This is a genomic window from Alloalcanivorax sp. C16-2 (assembly GCF_046507615.1).
Classification (GTDB): Bacteria; Pseudomonadota; Gammaproteobacteria; order Pseudomonadales; family Alcanivoracaceae; genus Alloalcanivorax; species Alloalcanivorax marinus_A.
In genome coordinates, this window is record NZ_JBKFTL010000001.1 from 1,388,829 (window position 1) to 1,409,754 (window position 20,926).

Sequence of the window (20,926 nt, forward strand, 5' to 3'; positions counted from 1 at the left end):
AATGAACACCACGATGACGGATCGCAACAGTTCCGAAAGCCACGCGACGCCAGCCATGGAGCGGATGCGATACGCTCGGCGGTTCTGTCGAACCACCGCTCTGGTCGCGGTGATGATGCTGCTTAACGCGGTGATCTGGCCCTCCTGGGCGGTGGCCGTGGAAGTGGAACGCCAGAAAGAAGCGCAGGCGCAAGCCAGCTGGGAGGCACGCCATCAGTCCCTGGAGCAGGTTCTCCTTGGTATCCGCCAGGAAGCCAGGGACGGGCGCTCTATGATGGCGGATACCCTCGCCGAACAAAATCAGGGGTTCCTGGGCAAGGCCCGTTCGCTGTTTGGTATCGAACAGGCGCCCGCCGAGGCGCTGCCTCGTCTTCAATGGCTATCACAGCGGGCGGCCAACCTGCACGAGCAAGCCCTGGCCTCCTTCGATGAAACCGAGGCGCATCTGCGCAAGAAGGATCTGCCGCGGCGTATTCTCGACCGCAATGATCGTGCCCGCGAAGAATACCAACAGGCTTATGCCACCATGCGGGAAACGCTGGATCAGGCCCTCGATTCCGGTTCGCTCGAAGAGCAGGAAGAGGCCATGGCGGCGTTGGTCGACTTCATGGACCGTTTCACCCTGGACAAGCCCCGCGACCCCTTCGACCCGAACAAATTGCCCTGGCGCACCCCGGACCCGGACAAGACGCCGACCCCGGCGCGTTCCGCCGAGGCCCTTAGCCAGCGCACGGGTTTGCCGCTATTTGAGCAAGGGCTTGAACTCGCCAGCCTGAATAACAACGCCGCCCTGAGCGTGGCGCCGGGCGCCCCCACGGACGAGGCCCTGGCCGCTACCCTGGATGCGCCGAAAACGCCAGCCATCCAGGCTAAAGCCGCCGAACTCGACCACGACCCGGTTCGCATCTACCAATGGGTGCGCAACAACATCGAGTTCATCCCCAGCTACGGCTCCATTCAAGGCGCCGAGTACACCCTGGAACTGGGTAAAGGCAATGCCTTCGACACCGCCAGCCTGCTCATCGCCTTGCTGCGCGCCTCCGATATCCCGGCCCGCTACGCCATGGGCACCGTGCGCATCCCCGCCGACCAGGTCATGAACTGGGTTGGCGGCGTCAACGTGCCCAGCGCCGCCGGCAACTTGATGGGGCAGGGTGGCATCCCCAACACCGGCCTGGCCCGGGGAGGCCAGATCAGCCACTTCGAACTGGAACACATCTGGGTGGAAGCCTGGATCGACTTCCACCCCAGCCGCGGCGCCGATCACCGCACCGGTGATACCTGGGTACCCATGGATGCCAGCTTCAAGCAGTACCAATACAGCGAAGGCATGGACCTGCAGGACCAGGTCCCCTTCGACGCCGAAGGCCTGGCCCGCACCATCGAACAGGAAAGCACCATCAACGAAGAGGAAGGCTGGGTGCAGGGTGTGCCGGGCACCGCCATCGAGGAAAGGCTGGAAGATTATCGCGCGGAGTTACAAGCGTACATCGACAATCAGGCCCCGGAAGCCACGGTCGGCGAGGTACTGGGCACCAAGACCATCAAGGACGTCATCCATCAACAACTGACAGCGTCTTTGCCCTACGACCTCGTTACGCGGCAACTCACGACCAGCGAGCTCTCCGATTCAGTGCGCTGGAAATTCAGGTACCGACTGCATACCAGCACCAACGGCTATAAGGGCTCTGAATTACTGACCATCGAAGAACCCACCGTGGCCCTAGCGGGGAAAAGCCTCTCACTCTCCTTCTCCCCGGCGACCCAGGAGGATGAAGACACCCTGGCCAGCTATCTTCCCGACGCCGACGAGGACGGTGAGCTGGACCCGGGCGAGCTTCCGGACACGCTGCCCGGTCATCTCATCAATCTGAAAGCACGATTCTCAATCGGATCGGAAACCGTTGCGAACCCGGAACAAGAACTGGCCATGGGCTCGGGCCTCGCCTCTGAAATGGGCTATTGGCAACCGGGTCGCGGATGGGACACCTCCGAGAACAAGCCCATCGCCGGTGAATTCCGCGCGCTTGCTCTGGATCTGCAAGGCATAAGCGGGCCGGCGGCGGAAAAGCTGCAGACCGACCTCGAAACCACCCAGGCTAAGCTAGAGGACGAGGAATACAGCGGCCTCACCAAACAGCAATTGGTTGGGGATATGCTTTACAGCACCATTCTGAGCTACTTCGCGCTTAACGATATCCAGGATCGTCTCAGTGAGCGCTTGGCTCTTAGTGTCGGGTATAGGGCTCCCAGCTATGGAATATTCAAAACGAGTCTGCAGCCTCAATACTGGTTCGGTATGCCAAGGGACGTAAAAGCGAGCGGTCTAACAATGGACGTGGACCATATGACGAGCATTCGAGTGGACAAGAACAATGATCGAGGTCGGTGGGTTGCTCTAAACCGGGCCCAGGGTGCTCGTATGTCTGCTATGGAGCATTTGGTGCCCGAAGAAATGTATACCACGGAAGCTAATTCTGCTAACGGCATTAGTGCAATAAAAGCGTTGAAGATCGCTTCATCCGAGGGGCAAAAGATATGGACTATTAATAAAATTAATATGGAATATGCCTTGCCCGCGCTCAATGTTAGCGATGCGGTTGAGATGGATATTCGTAATTCGGTTTATGCCGGCAAGGAGGTAACGGCGCACGAAGCCGCTGTAAATCTGGCAGGAAAACCTTTTTTTGGGTATATGGTTGTTGATCCTGAAACGGGTGCAGGCGCCTATTTGATTGAAAGTGGAGAAAATGGTGGGGTTCTCGAGTTTTCACTCATCTTTGCGTTGTTTGTGTTCGCCTTTTTTTTATCGGTTATGCTTATTACCTCTTCGGGGTGGTTGATCTTGGCCGGTATAGTTTCTTTTGTGTGGAATGTGATGAATTTTGTATCCTGGGTAGATGGGCTGAAAAGTTCGGAAACGAAAGCTGATTTTTCGTCCAATAATTTCACGGCCATGGGAGGTCTGGTTATGGGATTGTTGGCGTCCTATCTCTCCGGTGGTGCGGCCGCAGTCCTTTGGTTTGGAGATTTCATGGCATATTTCTTGGGGATGATATAAGTATGGGGAAGTGGTTCCTTATTATTTTTTATGCGCTGGTAACGTTCCGGGTGGCTTGGATTGAAAACACGGATCTTTACGCCACCCAGAAAATCGGCTTCTTCTTTATGTATTTTTTCGGAGGAGTTGCTTTAATGTATTTCTCATGGCTTTACCTTGAGCTTTGGGGGGTGGTTTCAAAGAAAAAAAATGGGGTTTATATGCTAAGGAGTCTGTTGATTCCATTGACTCCGTTTGGGTTTTGGACCTCCTGGAAGTTCTGTGATGGGGATCCAGCTGTTGTTATAGGAGTGGTGGCTTTTTGTGTACTTTTTTTGTTCGGTGGGGAAAGTTTGTCAAGGGCTTTTCGAAAGTTCTTTTTCTCCAGGCCAGGGAATGAACGTTTTTATAATGGTTTCTCCGAGAGGTGGCAAGTTGTTCCTTTCGATGTTGTTTATTTGGGGGTTAATTTGGCCTCCTTGTATTTTTTAGCCTAAGTGCATTTTTTGGAAAGACGTTGTTTTTTGGTTTTGGCAGGGGCGATCTTTTCAAGGCAATACGGTATGTGTGGAGTTGTAACCGTAATCACGGTGCTTGTTGTTGGTGTTTATGCGTATTTTCTAAAAAAACGGATAGAAGGTAGGCGATAGGCTCTTTGTCAGGAAGCTTCTCAGCACCTGACGCGTCGAGAGGCAAGCCGCATCCGCGAAGCGCTCCGGATAACGTCGCGGTTTGAGTTTACGCTTCCTTATTGGGGTGATGTCTACTCCAGAGCGGGCCCCATCCGTCAGGATCTTGTGTCGGACCTGCTCATGTCGGTAGGTTTGGGTCGCTATACCGGATTTTTCAAGGTGACGTTGGTGGGCTTTATTGGTGATTTCGGTGACTTTCCGGACTTTCTGATACGGCCTCGGGCGTTATTGGAAACACGGTTTGAGTTGAGAGGAGGGTGCCCAGTCAAGGGCGAGTGGTATGCCTGGGGGGATTTCGCTCCACATCACAACCTCGAAGCATTGGTTGACCGGTTTGAGGCTTTTGCCAACGGTGCTGTCCTCAGAAAGAAAGGTGATGTTCTGAGTTTTTATTTCAGGGGCGAGTACCTCCATGAAAGTCGAGTATTGGATATGTTGCCCGAGTGGCGCCGATTCTGCCGTGATTTCCGGGGTCTGGTGCGGTGATGCTTAGTATTGTGCCAGCCATTATGGCTTCTATTGCTGGTTTGATGTTTGGACGGATGATCAAGGAGTCTGCGTGCGAAGGCTGATTTTATGATATTGGCAAAAATGTGTGTGTATGGTTTGTTGTCGGTTATTTTGATGTCGAGCGCGTATGATGCGCGAGGTATGGGGGCTGTTTTTTTATGGTTTTCTGGTGGTGTCGGGGTGCTGGTTTTTGGTATGTATTTTTGGGAGTTGAGGGATTCGGATGATTACGAGTCATATATTGAAAATAATATAAACTGGAGGCCATTGGGGGTGGGGGTTTTCTGGGTGACAATTTTTTTGAGTAGTGTGTTCGTGCTTTTCGGGTGGGTGGGGCGATAATGAGTGGCGATATTTTCAATGATTATCTTTGCGGCGGGGGATATAGCTTGACCTGGAGCCAGGTTGTATTGTGATGGTTTTGACTGGCAATGCTTTTCTGGAGAACGGTTTTAGTCGTGCCGGTTGTGATGCTGCTTTTGTAATGCTTGCTTTAACCGCTCAGTGGGATCTGGTCATGGCTTTTGGGCGCGGTGGACTGTCAGGGGAATACCATCACTAGACATACCATTACTACACACAGCCGGGTCGCTGTCGCTTTAGAAAAAGTCCGGTGATCCGAAGGCGCCGGGCGGGGAGAGCGTCGCCGGCGCTGGGGGTGGATCACCGGAGGTGAAGCTTGGTGGCGGGTTAGAGCAGAATCAGCGTGGAGGTGGCACTGGCGTAGAGGGTGCCGTCGGCGCCGGTGAGGCGGGCTTCGGTGAAGGCCAGCCGGCGGCCTCGGGAGAGGATCTTGCCTTCGGCGCGGACCGGTCCGGTGTTTTTGGTCATGGCCTTGTGATAGGCGACTTTCAGTTCGGCGGTGCTGTAGCCCTGGCCGGCGGCGAGGGTGGAGTGCACGGCGCAGCCGCAGGCCGAATCCAGCAGGGTGGCGGCGTAACCACCGTGGACGGTGCCGATGGGGTTGTAGACCTTTTCCGAGGGCGTGCCTTCGAACACCACCCGGCCTTCTTCCAGTTCGACCAGGGTGAATTCCATGGTGCGGCCGATGCCCGGACGGTCGTCATTGTCCAGGGCGTATTGCAGGGCTTGCAGGCCGGTCATTTCCGCGAGATTGCTCATTGGGTTTCCTTGGAACGGTTTGCTTCAGGTTGGGTTGAGGCGGATGCTCGGGCGCCGGGCAGTTCGGCGGCCACCGCCTGGAGGAATTCGTTGGAGAGGGCGTCGTCGTCCACGGCGCGGGCCAGGATCAGGCCGCCGACCATGGCGGCGGTGGCGGCCAGGGCCTGGCGCCGCTTGCGCGCTGCCCGGTGACCGGGCAGGGCGCTTTCCACCAGGGCGATGAGGCGCCGCACGCTGCCGGTCATGGCGGCGCGCACCGGCGCGCTCTGGCGTGGGGCGTCGCTGGCCAGGGCGGCCACCACGCAGCCGGCGCCGGGATGGTCCCGGTGGGCGCGGGACAGGTAACGGTCGGCGACGGTGTCCATGGAGAGCGCGCCGTGTCGCTCGCGGGCTTCGTCCCAGCCCTGGCCGGCGGTGTTGATGGCGTGTTCACAGGCTTCGGCCATCAGTTGCTCCTTGGAGTCGAAGTGACCATAGAAGCCGCCGTGGGTGAGCCCGGCCTGTTTCATCAGGGCGGCCACTCCGACGCCGTCGAAACCCCGTTCCCGGAACAGCCGGGCGGCTTCCTCGACGATGCGTTCCCGATTGGCGGCGGCCTGTGCCTTGCTGACGCGCATGCCGGTCTCCTGGCTTTTTTTGATGATGGTCGTCATTTATATATTGATGATGATCATCATGTAAATGGCTGCCCTGGAGAAACGGTGAATCCGGACACCCTCCGGGTGGAAACCGACATGGGCGTCAATCGTGCATAAAACCCGCAAGCGTTAAGGACTGGCTTTCCTTTTGTGGGGGGACATCGTTCAATAGAGCGCGTTTGGTGGCTTAGGTCTGGTAAGGAAGGGAGAAACAGCGATGCAAAACGCCGATATTGGCAAACTGGTGCTGCGCCTGGCGCTGGGGATCATGATTCTGCTGCACGGCATTCATAAGCTGCAGCACGGCGTCAGCGGTATTGCCGGGATGGTGGAAAGCGTGGGCTTGCCCGGCTTTCTGGCTTACGGGGTGTTCATCGGCGAGGTGATCGCGCCGATCATGGTGATCATCGGTTATCACACGCGCATCGGCGCGGCGCTGATGGTGGGGAACATGCTGGTGGCCATTGCCCTGGCGCACCTCGGTGATCTGTTCGCGTTGGGGGGCATGGGCGGTTGGGCCCTCGAACTACAGGGCATGTTCCTGTTCTCCGCCGTGGCGCTGTGTTTCCTGGGCAGTGGCCGGTACGCGATGAAGAACTGAGAAAAGGAAAGGCGCGATACAGGATGAAGCCTGCAGGATACAGGCGCGGGCAAGGCTATGTAGACGCCGAGCGCCGTGCCCGCGCTTTTCCTGAGTCCTGAATCCTGCACCCTGTATCGCGGCGTAGCCGCTACAGCGAGCCCTGCATCATGTTCTTGGCGCTGACCTGGCCGTTCAGGGTCCAGTAATCGTAGAGGATGCCGAGCAAGAACAGGCCCCCGGTGAACAAGTAAATAATACCGGTGATCCACTTGCCCATGTAGAAGCGGTGCAGGCCGAACACGCCCAGGAAAGTAAGCAGAATCCAGGCGATGTTGTAGTCGGTGGGGCCGGAGCGGTAACGCAGGTCGGCGTCGCGGTCCATTCCCGGGATCAGGAACAGGTCGATGATCCAGCCAATGAAGAACAGGCCCAGGGTGAAGAACCAGATGGTGCCGGTGATCTGCCGACCATAATAGAAACGGTGCGCGCCCATGAAGCCGAAGATCCAGAGGCAGTAGCCGATGACCTTGCTGTGGGTGTCCCGATACATGAATAACCTCTCCTTGCGTTAAACCACGGCCCCGAAGGGAAGGGTGGACCTTACAGGTCCACCTGGATGCCGGCGATGATCTTGTTCGCTTTGGCGCGAGCTTTTTCCACGCTGTCGGCGCGGGCCAGGGCCACCCCCAGGCGCCGGCTGCCGCTTACCTCGGGCTTGCCGAACAGGCGCAGGTCGGTGTCCGGTTGCTCCAGGCCCTTCTCCAGGCCGCTGTAGCGCATGTTGGTGGAGTCGCCCTTGACCAGCAGCACCGAAGAGGCGCTGGGGCCACGTTGCTCGATGAGCGGTACCGGCAGGCCGAGGATGGCCCGGGCATGCAGGGCGAACTCGGACAGATCCTGGGACATCAGCGTTACCAGCCCGGTGTCGTGGGGGCGCGGTGACACCTCGCTGAACCACACCTGGTCGCCTTTGATGAACAGCTCCACGCCGAAGATGCCGCGCCCGCCCAGGGCGTCGGTGATGGCGCGGGCCTGGCGTTCCGCTTCCACCAGGGCGGCGTCGTTCATCGGCTGCGGCTGCCAGGATTCCCGGTAATCGCCGTCTTCCTGGCGGTGGCCGATGGGCGCGCAGAAGGCGGTGCCGCCCACGTGGCGCACGGTGAGCAGGGTGATTTCGTATTCGAAATCGACGAAGCCTTCCACGATCACCCGGCCCTGGCCGGCGCGACCACCGGACTGGGCGTAGTCCCAGGCAGCGTCGATCTGATCCTCGCTTTTCACCAGGCTCTGGCCCTTGCCGGAGGACGACATCACCGGTTTGATCACGCACGGCAGGCCCACGTCCTTGATCGCCGCCAGGTACTCGTTCTTGTCGCCGGCGAAGCGGTAGGGCGAGGTGGGCAGGCCCAGCTCCTCGGCGGCCAGCCGGCGGATGCCTTCCCGGTTCATGGTCAGGCGGGCGGCGCGGGCGGTGGGCACCACGTTGAAGCCTTCCTCCTCCAGCTTGATCAGCTCGTCGGTGGCGATGGCCTCGATCTCGGGCACGATGTAATGGGGTTGCTCCTGCTCCACCACGGCGCGTAGCGCGGCGGCGTCGAGCATATTGATCACATGCCGGCGGTGCGCCACCTGCATGGCCGGGGCGTTGTCGTAACGGTCCACGGCGATCACTTCACAACCCAGACGGGTCAGCTCGATGGTGACTTCCTTGCCCAGTTCCCCGGAACCCAGCAGCAATACGCGGGTGGCGCCGGCGGCGTAGGGGGTGCCCAGAGTCGTCATGGTGGCGGCTCCTCAATTTCACAACGGTGTGCCGCGGGCGTGCGGCGGGTGAGGCACGATTGTAGCGGAAAGCGGGGACGAAGCGGCAAGCTTCGAAGGTTCCGTGGCAGCGGCTTCAGCCGCGAAAGCGGGAAAGCGCTTTGATCGCGGCTGAAGCCGCTCCTACTATGACCCGGGTCTATGGCCCGGGTCGAACATATGGCCCGCGTTGAACGAGGAAACGAATTAATGGGTGACGACGAGTACTGGATGGACCGGGCGCTGGCGCTGGCGGAGCGGGCCGGCGCCGAGGGCGAGGTGCCGGTGGGGGCGCTGGTGGTACGCAATGGCGAGGTGCTGGGCGAGGGCTGGAACCGGCCGATCGGCGCCCACGACCCCACCGGTCATGCCGAGGTCAATGCCCTGCGCGCCGCCGCCGCCCGCGAGGGCAATTACCGGCTGCCAGGCGCCACCCTGTACGTCACCATCGAGCCTTGCACGATGTGCTTCGGGGCCTTGATGCACGCCCGCATCGCGCGGCTGGTGTACGGCGCCCGCGAGCCCCGGGCCGGCGTTTGTGAAAGCCAGCTCGGGTTGCCGGAGCGGAGCTTCTACAACCATCGCGTGGAGGTGGTGGGGGGCGTGGCGGCGGAGCGGGCGGCCGCGCTGTTGCGGGATTTCTTTCGGCAAAGGCGGGACCGGGGCGCGGATCGCGGCTGAAGCCGCGCTCTTCGTCCGGAGGGATTATTCGCTGGTGGCGAGCAGGGTCTGGCCGTGGCGCTCGGAATTGTCGGCGCGCACCAGCAGATCGTAGTAGTGGCGGATATGCCGCACGTATACCGCCGCCTGGCCGCCGGGGGCGGCGCCGTAGCGGAGCTGGTTCACGTAGCCCGGGTCGTCGAGCAGGGTGAGTCGGGTTTTCACGTCCGCCCAGCGGTCCGGGTCGCCGCCCTGGCGCTGGGTCAGCACGCGGGCGTCTTCCAGGTGGCCCATGCCCATGTTGTAGGCGGCCAGGGCCATCCAGGTGCGGTCCGGTTCCTGGATGCGCTCGGGAATACGGTTGTGGAGCTGGCGCAGATAGCCGGCGCCGGCGCGGATGCTCTGGGCCGGGTCGGTGCGGTCGCTGATGCCCATTTCCCGGGCGGTGCGCGTGGTCAGCATCATCAGGCCCTCGACCCCGGTGGGAGAGATGGCCTGGGCGTCCCAGAGCGATTCCTGGTAGGCCATGGCGGCCAGCAGGCGCCAGTCGAAGCCGGCGCTGTCGGCGGCCTGACGGAAGTCGGCGGTGTAGTTGGGCAGCCGGTCGTCCAGGTGTTGGATGAAGCTGCGCGCGGCGTACAGATCAAACTGATCCAGGTGTCCGTAGAAACGGTCCACCAGGCGCTCGGCGGTGCCGTCCGCCTTGATCCGGGTGAGATAGCGCTGGGCGGCCAGGTACAGGCTCTGGTCGTCGCGGGCGTCGAAGGCCCAGGCCAGCCCCTGGTCGCGGTTCAGCGTGAAGCCGGAGGCCAGATCCGGGAACAGGGCCCGATGCATGACATAGGCATTGGAGTTGATCAGGGCGTAGTCGGCGTCCCCTTGTTCGATGGTGGCCAGCACCTGCTCGGCGGAGGACTTCTCTTCCACGGTGAACACCAGCCCGGGGTTGCTGGCCCGTGCATCGGCGAGCATGTCCGCGTGCCGGCTGCCGGCGCGCACCACCAGGGTCTTGCCGGCCAGATCGGCCAGGCTGGTGGGCCGCGCGCCACCCAGGCGGTACATCACCAGGGTGTCCACGTTCTGGTAGGGGGTGCTGTAGCGCAGACCCCGTTGCTCATCCTCGCCGGCGAGCAGCGCGGCGGCGGCCAGGTCGGCCTTGCCGCGGCGTACCGCCTGGCGAAGGGCGTCATTGCTGTCCAGTTTGAGCAGTTCGAGCTTCACGCCCAGGCGGTCGGCGAAGCCCTTGGCGAGTTCGTACTCCATGCCGGTGAGGCCGTTGGAATCCCGGTACACGGTGGTCAGGGACGGACGCGTGGCCACCACCAGCTCGCCCCGCGCCTGGATGCGTTCCAGGGCGGTGGGGGTGGGCCGCAGGGCCAGGGTGGCGCACACCACCGCCAGCAGTGCCAGCGGGGCAAGAAGGTGCCTGGCCAGGCCGTGTCGGCTTGGTTTGAACAGCGTCGTCATGTCCGTGGGGGCTCCGTTTGTGATCCCGATCACGTAATGCGGGCGCAATTTTGCCGGCGGATTGCTTAAAAATCCAGCAAATTTACCCGGGTAAGGGGTAACGAAAGATGTATTGGCCCCATTGGCGCAGCCTATGACCGCCACCACCGCCGGCGGTTCTGCGAATAGGAATTCCGACCTCCATCCCGTATCATTGCGGGCCTTGGAGCCCGTGGCTCCGTCGTCTCCCCCGTACAGTCACTCGATGGAAAAAGCCGTTCCTATGCTGATCCTCCCAGGTAGCCCGGCGCTGTCCGCCTTTCGTAAGGAAAAACTGCTCGAAGCCCTGCCCAACGTGGCGGCGCTGTCGGCCCGATACGTGCATTTCGTGGAGCTGGAGGCCGAACTCGACGAGCGTGAGCAGCGGGTTCTCGAAAGCCTGCTGGAATACGGCCCCACCCTGGAGGAGACGCCGGTGGACGGCGATCTCTATGTGGTGGTGCCGCGCCCGGGCACGGTATCGCCCTGGTCGTCCAAGGCCACCGACATCTGCCACAACGCCGGCCTGGACAAGGTGGCGCGGGTGGAGCGCGGTATCGAATACCGCCTGAGCATGGACGCCCCGGCGGAGCGCCGGGAGCTGGCCGCCGCCCTGCACGACCGCATGGTGGAAGCGGTACTGGAGCGGCTCGAGGACGCCGACCGGCTGTTCACCCACCACCAGCCGCGCCCGCTCACCACCGTGGATGTGATCGGCGGCGGTCGCGAGGCCCTGGCCGAAGCCAATGGCGAGCTGGGGCTGGCCCTGGCCGACGACGAGATCGACTATCTGGTGGAGCGCTTCACCGCCCTGGGTCGCAACCCCTCGGACGCCGAGCTGATGATGTTCGCCCAGGCCAATTCCGAGCACTGCCGCCACAAGATCTTCAACGCCGACTGGACCATCGACGGCGAGGCGCAGGATCTGAGCCTGTTCGCGATGATCCGCAACACCCACAAACAGGCTCCGGACGGCGTGCTCAGCGCCTACAGTGACAACGCGGCGGTGGTGCAAGGCCCGGTGGCGGACCGCTTTTTCCCCGCCGAAGACAGTGGCGCCCAGGTGTACCGCTACGTCAACGAGCCGGTGCACATGCTGATGAAGGTGGAGACTCACAACCATCCCACCGCCATCGCCCCGCACCCGGGCGCGGCCACCGGCGCCGGCGGCGAGATCCGCGACGAGGGCGCCACCGGCCGGGGCGGCAAACCCAAGGCCGGGCTCACCGGCTTCTCGGTGTCCAACCTGCGCATTCCCGGCTTCGAGCAGCCCTGGGAAGACGACTACGGCCGCCCGGACCGTATCGCCTCGCCGCTGGACATCATGATCGAGGGCCCCCTGGGCGGCGCCGCTTTCAACAACGAATTCGGCCGCCCCAACCTGTGCGGTTACTTCCGAACCCTGGAACTGCAGGCTCCGGGCATCAACGGCGAGGAACGGCGTGGCTACCACAAGCCGATCATGATCGCCGGTGGCCTGGGCAACGTGCGCGACGGCCATGTGCACAAGAACGAGATTCCCGACGGCGCCAAGGTGATCGTGCTGGGCGGCCCGGCCATGCTGATCGGCCTGGGCGGCGGCGCCGCCAGTTCCATGGCCAGCGGTGAATCCGACGAGACCCTGGATTTCGCCTCGGTGCAGCGCGACAACCCGGAGATCGAGCGCCGGGTGCAGGAAGTGATCGACCGCTGCTGGGCCCTGGGCGACGACAACCCAATCGTGTCGGTGCACGACGTGGGCGCCGGCGGCCTGTCCAACGCGTTGCCGGAACTGGTCCACGACCATGACCGGGGCGCGCGGTTGGAACTGCGCAAAATCCCCAGCGCCGAGCCCGGCATGAGCCCGGTGGAAATCTGGTGCAACGAGGCCCAGGAGCGCTACGTACTGGCGGTGCTGCCGGAGGACCTGGAGCGCTTCAGCGCCCTGTGCGAGCGCGAGCGCGCGCCGTTCGCGGTGCTCGGCGAGGCCACCAGCGAGGAGCACCTGCGGGTGGGCGACGAACATTTCGGCGACGCGCCCGTGGATCTGCCCATGGACGTGCTGTTCGGCAAGCCGCCGAAGATGCAACGCGCCTTTGATCGCGAGGACTTCGAGCGCCGACCGTTCAACACTGACGGCATCGAACTCAAGGACGCCATCGAGCGGGTCATGCGCCTGCCCACGGTGGCCTCCAAGAACTTCCTGATTACCATCGGCGACCGCTCGGTGACCGGCCTGGTGCACCGCGATCAGATGGTCGGTCCCTGGCAGGTGCCGGTGGCCGATTGCGCGGTCACCGCCACCGGCTACAACCAGCGCACCGGTGAGGCCATGGCCATGGGCGAGCGCACCCCGGCGGCCCTGGTCAACGCCGCCGCCGCCGGCCGCATGGCGGTGGCCGAGACGCTTACCAACCTGGCCGCCGCCCACATCGGCGCCCTGGGCAACATCCGCCTGTCCGCCAACTGGATGGCCGCCGCCGGCCATCCCGGCGAGGACCAGGCTCTGTTTGATACCGTCAAGGCGGTGGGCATGGAGCTGTGCCCGGCGCTGGGCATCGCCATTCCGGTGGGCAAGGACTCCTTGTCCATGCGCACCCTGTGGCAGGAACGCGGCCTGGAGAAAAGCGTCACCGCGCCGCTGTCGCTGATCGTGTCCGGTTTCGCCACCGTCACCGACATCGGCCTCACCGCCACTCCGCAGATTCGCACCGGCATGGACAGCGAGTTGCTGCTCATCGACCTGGGCCGGGGCCAGAACCGCCTGGGCGGTTCCGCCCTGGCCCAGGTGTACGGCCAGGTGGGCGCCGAGGCGCCGGATCTGGATGATGCCAACGACCTGGTGGCGTTCTTCGAAGTGACCCAGGCGCTGCTCGCCGAGGGCCGCCTGCTGGCCTATCACGACCGCTCGGACGGCGGCCTGTTCACCACCCTGGCGGAGATGGCCTTCGCCGGCCGGGTGGGCATCGACATCGTGCTCGATAACATCGCCGGTGACGGCCCGGAAGCGGTGGCGGCGCTGTTCGCCGAGGAGGCCGGCGCGGTGATCCAGGTGCGGGCCGAGGAGGTGGAGGCGGTGCGTCAACGCTATCAGGACGCCGGCCTGGCCGGTTGCGTGCATCACGTGGGTACCCCCAACGACGACGACATCATGCGTCTGCGCCTGGGCGGCGCGGTGTTGCGCGAGCGCCCGCGCTGGGGCCTGCAACGGCTGTGGTCGGAAACCAGCTATCGCATCCAGGCCCTGCGCGACAACCCGGATTGCGCGCGCCAGGAATTCGACGCCGTGCCCGACTCCAATGATCCGGGCCTGAACGTGCGCCTCACCTTCGACATGAGCGAGGACGTGGCCGCGCCCTATCTCAACGCGCCTTACATAAACACGGGTGCGAGACCCTCCATCGCCGTGCTCCGCGAGCAGGGCGTCAACGGCCATATGGAGATGGCCGCCGCCTTCGACCGGGCCGGCTTCCGCGCCGTGGATGTGCACATGAGTGACCTGCTCGCCGGTCGGGTGGATCTGGCCGACATGAAAGGGCTGGTGGCCTGTGGCGGTTTCTCCTACGGCGACGTGCTCGGCGCCGGCGAGGGCTGGGCCAAGACGGTGCTCTACAACGAACGTCTGCGCGAAGCCTTCAACCGTTTTTTCTTCCGCGACGACACCTTTGCCCTGGGCGTGTGCAACGGCTGCCAGATGCTGTCCAACCTCAAGGATCTGATCCCCGGGGCGGAGCACTGGCCGCGCTTCGTGCGCAACCTGAGCGAGCAGTTCGAGGCGCGCACTTCCCTGGTGGAAGTGCAGGATTCGCCGTCCATTCTGCTTAAGGACATGGCCGGCACCCGCCTGCCCATCGCCGTGGCCCACGGCGAAGGCCGGGTGGAAATCAGCGATGACGCCCTGCGCCGCAACGAGGAGGACCGTCTGCTGGCGATGCGCTTCGTGGACGGCCTGGGCAACCCGGCGGAACAGTATCCGGCCAACCCCAACGGCTCCGCCCGGGGCGCCACCGGCTTCACCACCCGCGATGGCCGCGTCACCATCATGATGCCGCACCCGGAGCGGGTGTTCCGCGTGCTGCAGAACAGCTGGATTCCTGACGACTGGCACCGCTTCGAGAACGGCCCCTGGTACCGGCTGTTCGCCAACGCGCGCAAGTGGGTGGGTTGATGACCAACGAGACGTTTAATTATTTCGATCTGCCCATCGGCGAATCCCCCGAGCCGACCCCCGTGTCCGAGCAGCGCCGGGCGCTGGCCCGGGAGCTGCTGGCGATCAGCGAGCAGCTGGTACGGCTGGACGCGGATGAGGCGGCCCTGGCCGCCTACACCGAACAGGCCCGCGCCCTGCGCGAGCAACTGGAAGGCCATGGCCACCGGAGCATGCGCGACATTCTGGGCCGCCTGATCAGCGGGCAGGGCAGCCGCCAGGACGCCCTGGACATGGCCGAGTTCGAGATTCTGTCCGGCCCGGCCAGCCCGCTGTCGCCGCCCATGACCCTGTGGGTGGACGGCGACACCGTGCGCGGCAGCGCCACCTTCGGGCGGGTGTTCATGGGCCCGCCGGGCAAGGTGCACGGCGGTGTGCTGGCCCTGGCCCTGGACATGCTGATGGCCAAGACCCAGGATTTCGTCACCGGCCTGGGCATGACCGGCACCCTCAATATCCGCTACCTGGCGCCCACGCCGCTGAACACGGAAATCCGCTTCGAGGCGCGCGTGAATCGGCTGGAAGGGCGTAAGCTGTTCACCGAGGCGAAGGTGTTCGCCGGTGACACCCAGACCGTGGAGGCCACCGGCATCTGGATCTCCGCCCAGGGCGATTACCGCCTGCGCGACCGCTTCGCGCACCTGGCGGAGGCCAACCAGCCGGCTTGATGGGAATCGCGGCTAAAGCCGCTCCTACGAAAGATCTGTAGGAGCGGCCGGGCGGCGCACCGCTTCAGCCGCGATCCGGCCGCCACAATGCGTCCACCCAACCGGAGACCGCGACCCATGATCGTCTACAAGCTGTGCTTCTACGTACCGGAAGACCACGCCGAGGCGGTCAAGACCGCCGTCTTCGAGGCCGGCGCCGGTCGCATCGGCAACTACGACCGTTGCAGCTTCCAGGTGCGCGGCCAGGGCCAGTTCCGGCCCCTGGAAGGCAGTAACCCCCATCTCGGCGAGCACGGTGAAATCGAGACCGTGGACGAATTCCGCGTCGAGATGATCTGCACCGACGACCACCTCAAGGCCGCCCTCAGCGCCCTGCGCCTGGCCCACCCCTACGAAGAACCCGCCATCGATCTGTGGCGCCTCGAGGACCTGCCCGGCTGATCGCCACTGAGGCGGTACGCCGCCCGGACGCTCCTACCGCGTTCATCGAGCCTGCCGTAGGAGCGGCTTCAGTGGCGATCAAGCCTTCCGTTTCAAGCGAGGCCCGGCCGCCGGCGCCGTAACGCCAGCAGACCGAGCAGAGCCACCATCAGACCACCGCTGGCGCCACCTTTACCCCACAGGTCCTCGGGGCGTTCGCCCTGTTCCGCGCGTGGCACGGCCAGGGTGCCCGGGTCGCGGATCACGGCGTCGGCCCGGCCATCGGCGTCGTTGGGGCCGCCGTCCTGGATGGACAGACGCACGCAGGCATCGCCCTCGCTGAGCCCCGGCGTCCAACCGTCCGAGGACACCGCCGGGCATCGGCCCAGGCCGTTTTTCGGCGCGCTGTACAACTGGTTGAGCTCATCCTCGAGGAATAAATGCCAGCCACCGTTCTGGTACTTCCGCCATGCCGCGTCGGCGGGGATCACCGTATCGCCGACCAGGGGGATGGCCACCGGCACCGTCTCGCCGGGTTGGTCGAGACTCTGGATCTCGAAATCGACGGCCACGCCGTGATGCAGGTAGGCGTCGTCCCGGGGTAGGGAAGCGTCGCTGACACCGAGGCCGAACTCGCCGCTGGCCCAGGATTGAGCGCCGCTGGTGCCGCCCAGGGCCAGACGGAAGGCGTTGGCGGTTTCCAGATACGCGCTGCTTTCGCCCTCGCAGAGCGTCACCCGACTGCCGGGGCACAGGGCCAGCCTATGGTCGTTGCCAGCCTGGGGATTGGCCGGAGCGGGCACGCCCTGCAGCAGGCCGCCGCACCCTTCCAGCGGGCAAGCGTCCACCACCTGCAGGGTAAGCACGGCCACCCCGTCTGTGTCGGCGTTGCTGGCGGTTACGGTGAGCTGATAGGCGCCCGGGTCCAGCGTCTGCGGATCGAAGCCGGCCTGGTTGCCATTGGCGGTCAGTGTCAGCGCGGGCGCTTGCCAGTCATATTGATCGACCAGGGCGCCACCGGCGTCCACGGTAACCGTCACGGTGCCGTCGTAACGGCTCACCACCCGGGTGCCGGTGACGACGCCCTGGACCACGTCCAGAGCCAACGACAGCGGCAGCGGGTCGCTTTGCAGGGTCAGGGCCTGGTTGACGGGGTTACCGGCCAGTGCGCCGGCCAGGTCGGTGAGTTCGAGGGCGGCGGTGTCGCCGCCGCCGGTGGGCACGGAGAAAGACCGCCGCAGCGCATCGCTCGCGGAGAGGCTGACGGCCTGGGACTCGAAATCCATGCCGCTACCATTCAGGGTGGCGGTCACCGGGTACTCGATCGGCTCGTCGCTGAGCCACAGGTTGATTACGCTGGCGTCGTCGCGCAGGGCGCGGCGATGGCTGCTGGCGAACGCCAGGTACGGCAGCACATCGATGGTTACCTCGGTGACCTCGCCGGACACCGCGTCGCTGAACAGCAGGGTATAGCGACCGGTGCGTTCGGCGATGAAAGTGTAGCTGCCGTCCTCGTTGAGGGTCAGCAGGGTATCCATCTGATCGCCGAACAACGGCGCGTCCACGCCGGATCGCATCAGATAGACGGACGACAGGGTTTTTTCGCCGGCACCACCCTGCAGGCGGAATCGCACGCTTTCGGCGCTGGCCAACGGACCTTCCTTGTCCTTCTCCGGCTGGGTGGAGGGGAAGATGCCAACCTGCACCGTGCAGTTGGCGGTGAGCGGCGCGGTGGTGATCAGGCCGCCAGCCAGGCTGGCGCCGCAGCCGTTCACGGTGACGTAGTCGTCGGGATCGTTGAGCGTCAGCGAGAACTGGGCGGACTGGGTCTCGTAGAGGGTCTGGCTGGCCGGGGTGACCTGGCCCTCACCCTGTACCACCACGGCGGCGGTGTAGCGACCGTATTCCTGCCAGACCGCCGTCAGCACCCGGTTCTCCGCGGGCATGGTGGCTGGCAGCGCCGGGCTCCACCCCTGGAAGACGTGGAATTCCCGCTGCGGCGCCGTGGGCGCGGTGATGGCGGTGCCATAGTCCTGCGTCAGTGGCGCCACCGGCGTGCCGCCGGCGCTGTCGAAGCTGAGCGTGTAGGCGTTCACGTCCCACTGGGCGGTCAGGGTCAGGTTTTGCGCCGGCACGGTGGCCGGCACCGCCGGGCTCCAGCCGGTGAAGGTATGGCCCTCGCGGGTGGGCGCGCTGGGCGCGCTGACGGCGCTGCCGTAATCCTGGGTGAGGGCGCCCACGGCGCTGCCGCCGTTGCTGTTGAAGGTGATGGTGTACTGGTTGACCTGCCATTGGGCGGTCAGCGTCAGGTTCTGGGCCGGCACGGTGGTGGGTACCGCCGGGCTCCATCCGGTGAAGGTATGGCCCTCGCGGGTGGGCGCGGCGGGTGTGGTCACGGCGCTGCCGTAATTCTGGGTGAGAGCGCCCACGGCGCTGCCGCCGTTACTGTCGAAGGTCAGAGTGTACTGGTTGACCTGCCATTGGGCGGTCAGCGTCAGGTTTTGCGCCGGCACGGTGGCCGGCACCGCCGGGCTCCAGCCGGTGAAAGTGTACCCCGCCAGTGTGGGTGCGGTGGGTGCGGTGATGGCGCTGCCGTAGTCCTGGGTGAGAGCGCCCACGGCGCTGCCGCCGTTGCTGTTGAAGGTCAGGGTGTACTGGTTGACCTGCCACTGGGCGGTCACGGTCAGATCGGTCTCGGGCATGGTGGCGGGCAGGGCGGGCTGCCATCCGGTGAAGGTATAGCCTTCCCGTACCGGGGTCGGGGCGCTGAGGGCGGCGCCGGGCTCCAGTTCCAGATCGTCCAGAGCCTCGCCGCCGTCGGTGTCGAAACTGACCGTGTAGACCTCCAGCCGCCATTGGGCATACAGGGTCTGGTCCATGCCGCCCAGCGCCAGACTATCGGTGTACCCGGTGCCGCTGCCGTCGGAGGCGGTGTTCCAGCCTTCGAAGAGATAGCCGTCCCGCTGCGGCTGGGGCAGAGGAATGGTGGTGTCGGGGAAGTAACGGGTGGTCTCCGCCGCATCGCCGTTCCGGGCGTCCAGGGTCAGTGTCAGGTTCGGGATCAGACGCGCCAGATTCTGTGCGGGCTGACCGCCCGCGGAGGAAAAGGCGCCGGTCAAATAAAGGCTGTCGTTCGCGATGCCCAGGCCATTAATACGTTCCGTCACGCCCGCCGCCGGCTGTTGGAAAGTGCCATCCTGAAGCACGTACAAACCGGAATCGCTGCCCAGGAACAGCCCCTCTTTGAAGGATTGCAAACTGCTTCCGCTATCAACCTCGCTGTTGCCAACGTTGGTCCACTGACTGCCATCCCAAGCCGCAACCCCACTCGCACTGATGCTTTCGTTCATACTATGGATATTGCCGGTCACATACAGAACGTCGTCGTGCACCGCCATGCTCTGGACCATGCCCGTGACGGCATCAAGCTCCAGCGGGTACCACTGCTCGCCATCGAATGCGGCGACTTTAAACAGCAGAAAGCCCTCTGGGTTATAGAATCGGCCGCCGACAACCACTTCCCCCTTGTACTCGACAACATCTCTCGGCCCGACGTGATTTTGATAAGGAAAATCAACGCCTGACCATTGACTCCCATCCCAACGCGCCATGCCAGCGGCAGACTCGCCGCCCGCGGAGCTAAACTCACCTAGCACCCATAACTGGTTGTTTATCACTCTTAAGCGATTCACAGAGTTGTTCACACCGGCCGCTAACGGCTGCCAGGTTTGCGCGTTGTCATCCCAACGCGCCACGCCGGTTATCGGGTCACTGCCGCTGTGGTCGAACGCCCCTGCCGCGTAAAGCTCGCCTTGGTAGCTGACGATGTTGGTCACGGTACCGTTGAAACCATCACCCAGCGCTTGCCATTGCGACCCGTCCCAGCGCGCGATCCTGTTTGCCGCCACTCCCGCGATTCGGCTGAACTCGCCGCCGACGATGACGTTGCCGTCGTGTTCCGCGGCCACATAGGTCGAGCCGTCAAGGAAGGTCGATTGGAAAGCCTGCCACGCACTGCCGTTATTCAAGCGCACCAGATTAGTGGTGCCATCCTTATCCAGCAGGCCACCCACTACGATTTCATCGTTGAACTTGGTGATGTGATAGATACGAAGCACCGAGCCGGCGTAAGGGCCGAGCCCGTCGCCTACCGCGCTCCATTGGCTGCCGTCCCAGGCGGCGGTGCCCAGGGAACTGACGCCGCCGGCGGCTTGGAACTGGCCGCCCACGTAGAGTTTGTCGTTGTCAGCGTACAGCGAGAAACCGGCATCGGATAAGCCGCCCCCGACATTGGACCAGGCGCTGCCATCCCACACCGCCATGTAACTGGTCGCATTGCCCCCGGCGGCGGTAAATATGCCGGTGGCATAAAGCTTGCCCTGGAACTCAACGGCATCGTTCACGGAGGTGTTCATGCCGCCGCCGAGGCTGGACCAGGTGCTGCCGTTCCAGCGGACGATGTAGTTATGGCTCTGGCCGTTGACCAGATAAAAAGAGCCCGCGACGACCAGATCGCCATTGTATTCCGATAGTGAGTTAACGGTGCCGTGGTCCGGGCCGCCCATGCCGTGCCACTGGCTGCCGTCCCAGCGGGCGACGCGTTTGGCGCTTTGCCCCCCCGCGGCGGTGAAAATACCACCGGCGATCAGCTCGCCGTTGTAGACGGTCAGGTCCACCACGCTGGAACTGAGCCCGTCGCCCAGGGGCGCCCATTGCTCGCCGTCCCAACTGGCGATGCGCGAAGCGCTGACGCCGCTGGTGGTGGTGAAGGAACCGCCGACGATCAGCTTGCCGTCGTACACGGTCATGGCATAGACCGCGTTGTTGAGGCCATCGCCCAGCTTCTCCCACTGGTAGCCGTTCCAGCGGGCCACGTAGTAGACCTGCTGGCCGCCGACCCGGCCGAAGGTGCCGCCGATGTACAGGTCGCCCTTGTACTCGGCCATGGCGCGTACCTGATTGTTGGGCGAGTCCGCGTTGAGGGCGGCGAAGGCCTCCCAGTTGGCGGCATTGAAGGTCTGGGCGGTGGCGGCCTGGGCGATCAGGCACGCGGCGGCAACCAACAACGCGGCCAGGCCGCGTCGGGCATAGGAAAAGGCGGTCAAGTTACGTTCCCCCGAAC

General features: G+C 63.7%; 14 protein-coding genes. 8 read left to right on the forward strand and 6 right to left on the reverse strand.

What is annotated here, in order from left to right; all coding sequences use genetic code 11:
• Position 1: 1 nt before the first annotated feature.
• The 3 genes from ACLD02_RS06600 (at position 2) to ACLD02_RS06610 (ending at position 4,218) form a co-directional block, all read left to right on the forward strand.
• Positions 2-3,061, forward strand: a complete 3,060-nt coding sequence (locus tag ACLD02_RS06600; protein ID WP_410298253.1) for a transglutaminase domain-containing protein — start codon at positions 2-4, stop codon at positions 3,059-3,061.
• 2 nt (positions 3,062-3,063) lie between these two features.
• Positions 3,064-3,537 carry a hypothetical protein gene (locus ACLD02_RS06605; RefSeq protein ID WP_410298254.1) on the forward strand — a complete coding sequence of 158 codons (474 nt, stop codon included), beginning with the start codon at positions 3,064-3,066 and terminating at the stop codon, positions 3,535-3,537.
• Positions 3,538-3,852: 315 nt separating this feature from the next.
• Complete coding sequence (locus ACLD02_RS06610) at positions 3,853-4,218, forward strand: hypothetical protein (RefSeq protein WP_410298255.1); 366 nt, start codon at positions 3,853-3,855, stop codon at positions 4,216-4,218.
• A 714-nt stretch (positions 4,219-4,932) separates the two neighbouring features.
• Here the strand turns inward: ACLD02_RS06610 and ACLD02_RS06615 are convergent.
• Together ACLD02_RS06615 and ACLD02_RS06620 are read right to left on the reverse strand one after the other, a co-directional pair.
• The gene (locus ACLD02_RS06615) at positions 4,933-5,364 is read right to left on the reverse strand and encodes a PaaI family thioesterase (protein WP_203104807.1); all 432 of its coding nucleotides are present in this window, start codon (positions 5,362-5,364) and stop codon (positions 4,933-4,935) included.
• Positions 5,361-5,981, reverse strand: a complete 621-nt coding sequence (locus ACLD02_RS06620; protein ID WP_410298256.1) for a TetR/AcrR family transcriptional regulator — start codon at positions 5,979-5,981, stop codon at positions 5,361-5,363. The genes ACLD02_RS06615 and ACLD02_RS06620 overlap by 4 nt, the downstream gene beginning before the upstream one ends.
• A gap of 238 nt (positions 5,982-6,219) precedes the next feature.
• On the opposite strand from ACLD02_RS06620, the gene ACLD02_RS06625 reads away from it, so the two are divergent.
• Entirely contained in the window at positions 6,220-6,603 is a 384-nt protein-coding gene (locus tag ACLD02_RS06625) for a DoxX family protein (protein ID WP_203104805.1), read from the forward strand.
• Between the two features lie 130 nt (positions 6,604-6,733).
• On the opposite strand, the gene ACLD02_RS06630 is transcribed toward ACLD02_RS06625, so the two are convergent.
• Positions 6,734-7,135, reverse strand: coding sequence for an NINE protein (locus ACLD02_RS06630; RefSeq protein WP_203104804.1), 402 nt, complete (start codon positions 7,133-7,135; stop codon positions 6,734-6,736).
• 50 nt (positions 7,136-7,185) lie between these two features.
• Positions 7,186-8,367: a formate-dependent phosphoribosylglycinamide formyltransferase gene (gene purT, locus ACLD02_RS06635; protein WP_410298257.1), complete on the reverse strand. Its 1,182-nt coding sequence runs from the start codon at positions 8,365-8,367 to the stop codon at positions 7,186-7,188.
• A 228-nt stretch (positions 8,368-8,595) separates the two neighbouring features.
• Between purT and tadA the strand changes: the two genes are divergently transcribed.
• On the forward strand, positions 8,596-9,066 hold the full coding sequence (gene tadA / locus ACLD02_RS06640) for a tRNA adenosine(34) deaminase TadA (protein ID WP_203104802.1): 471 nt from the start codon (positions 8,596-8,598) through the stop codon (positions 9,064-9,066).
• Positions 9,067-9,090: 24 nt separating this feature from the next.
• On the opposite strand, the gene mltF is transcribed toward tadA, so the two are convergent.
• Entirely contained in the window at positions 9,091-10,512 is a 1,422-nt protein-coding gene (mltF, locus tag ACLD02_RS06645; RefSeq protein WP_410298258.1) for a membrane-bound lytic murein transglycosylase MltF, read from the reverse strand.
• 262 nt (positions 10,513-10,774) lie between these two features.
• Between mltF and purL the strand changes: the two genes are divergently transcribed.
• From purL to ACLD02_RS06660, 3 genes are all read left to right on the forward strand, one after another.
• Positions 10,775-14,677: a phosphoribosylformylglycinamidine synthase gene (purL, locus tag ACLD02_RS06650; RefSeq protein WP_410298259.1), complete on the forward strand. Its 3,903-nt coding sequence runs from the start codon at positions 10,775-10,777 to the stop codon at positions 14,675-14,677.
• The gene (locus tag ACLD02_RS06655; RefSeq protein ID WP_203104799.1) at positions 14,677-15,384 is read left to right on the forward strand and encodes a PaaI family thioesterase; all 708 of its coding nucleotides are present in this window, start codon (positions 14,677-14,679) and stop codon (positions 15,382-15,384) included. Before purL ends, ACLD02_RS06655 begins: the two co-directional genes overlap by 1 nt.
• Positions 15,385-15,501: 117 nt before the next feature.
• On the forward strand, positions 15,502-15,825 hold the full coding sequence (locus tag ACLD02_RS06660) for a YqfO family protein (protein ID WP_203104798.1): 324 nt from the start codon (positions 15,502-15,504) through the stop codon (positions 15,823-15,825).
• A 92-nt stretch (positions 15,826-15,917) separates the two neighbouring features.
• Here ACLD02_RS06660 and ACLD02_RS06665 read toward each other — a convergent pair whose 3' ends face one another.
• Positions 15,918-20,909, reverse strand: a complete 4,992-nt coding sequence (locus ACLD02_RS06665) for an InlB B-repeat-containing protein (protein WP_410298260.1) — start codon at positions 20,907-20,909, stop codon at positions 15,918-15,920.
• Between the last annotated feature and the right edge of the window lie 17 nt (positions 20,910-20,926).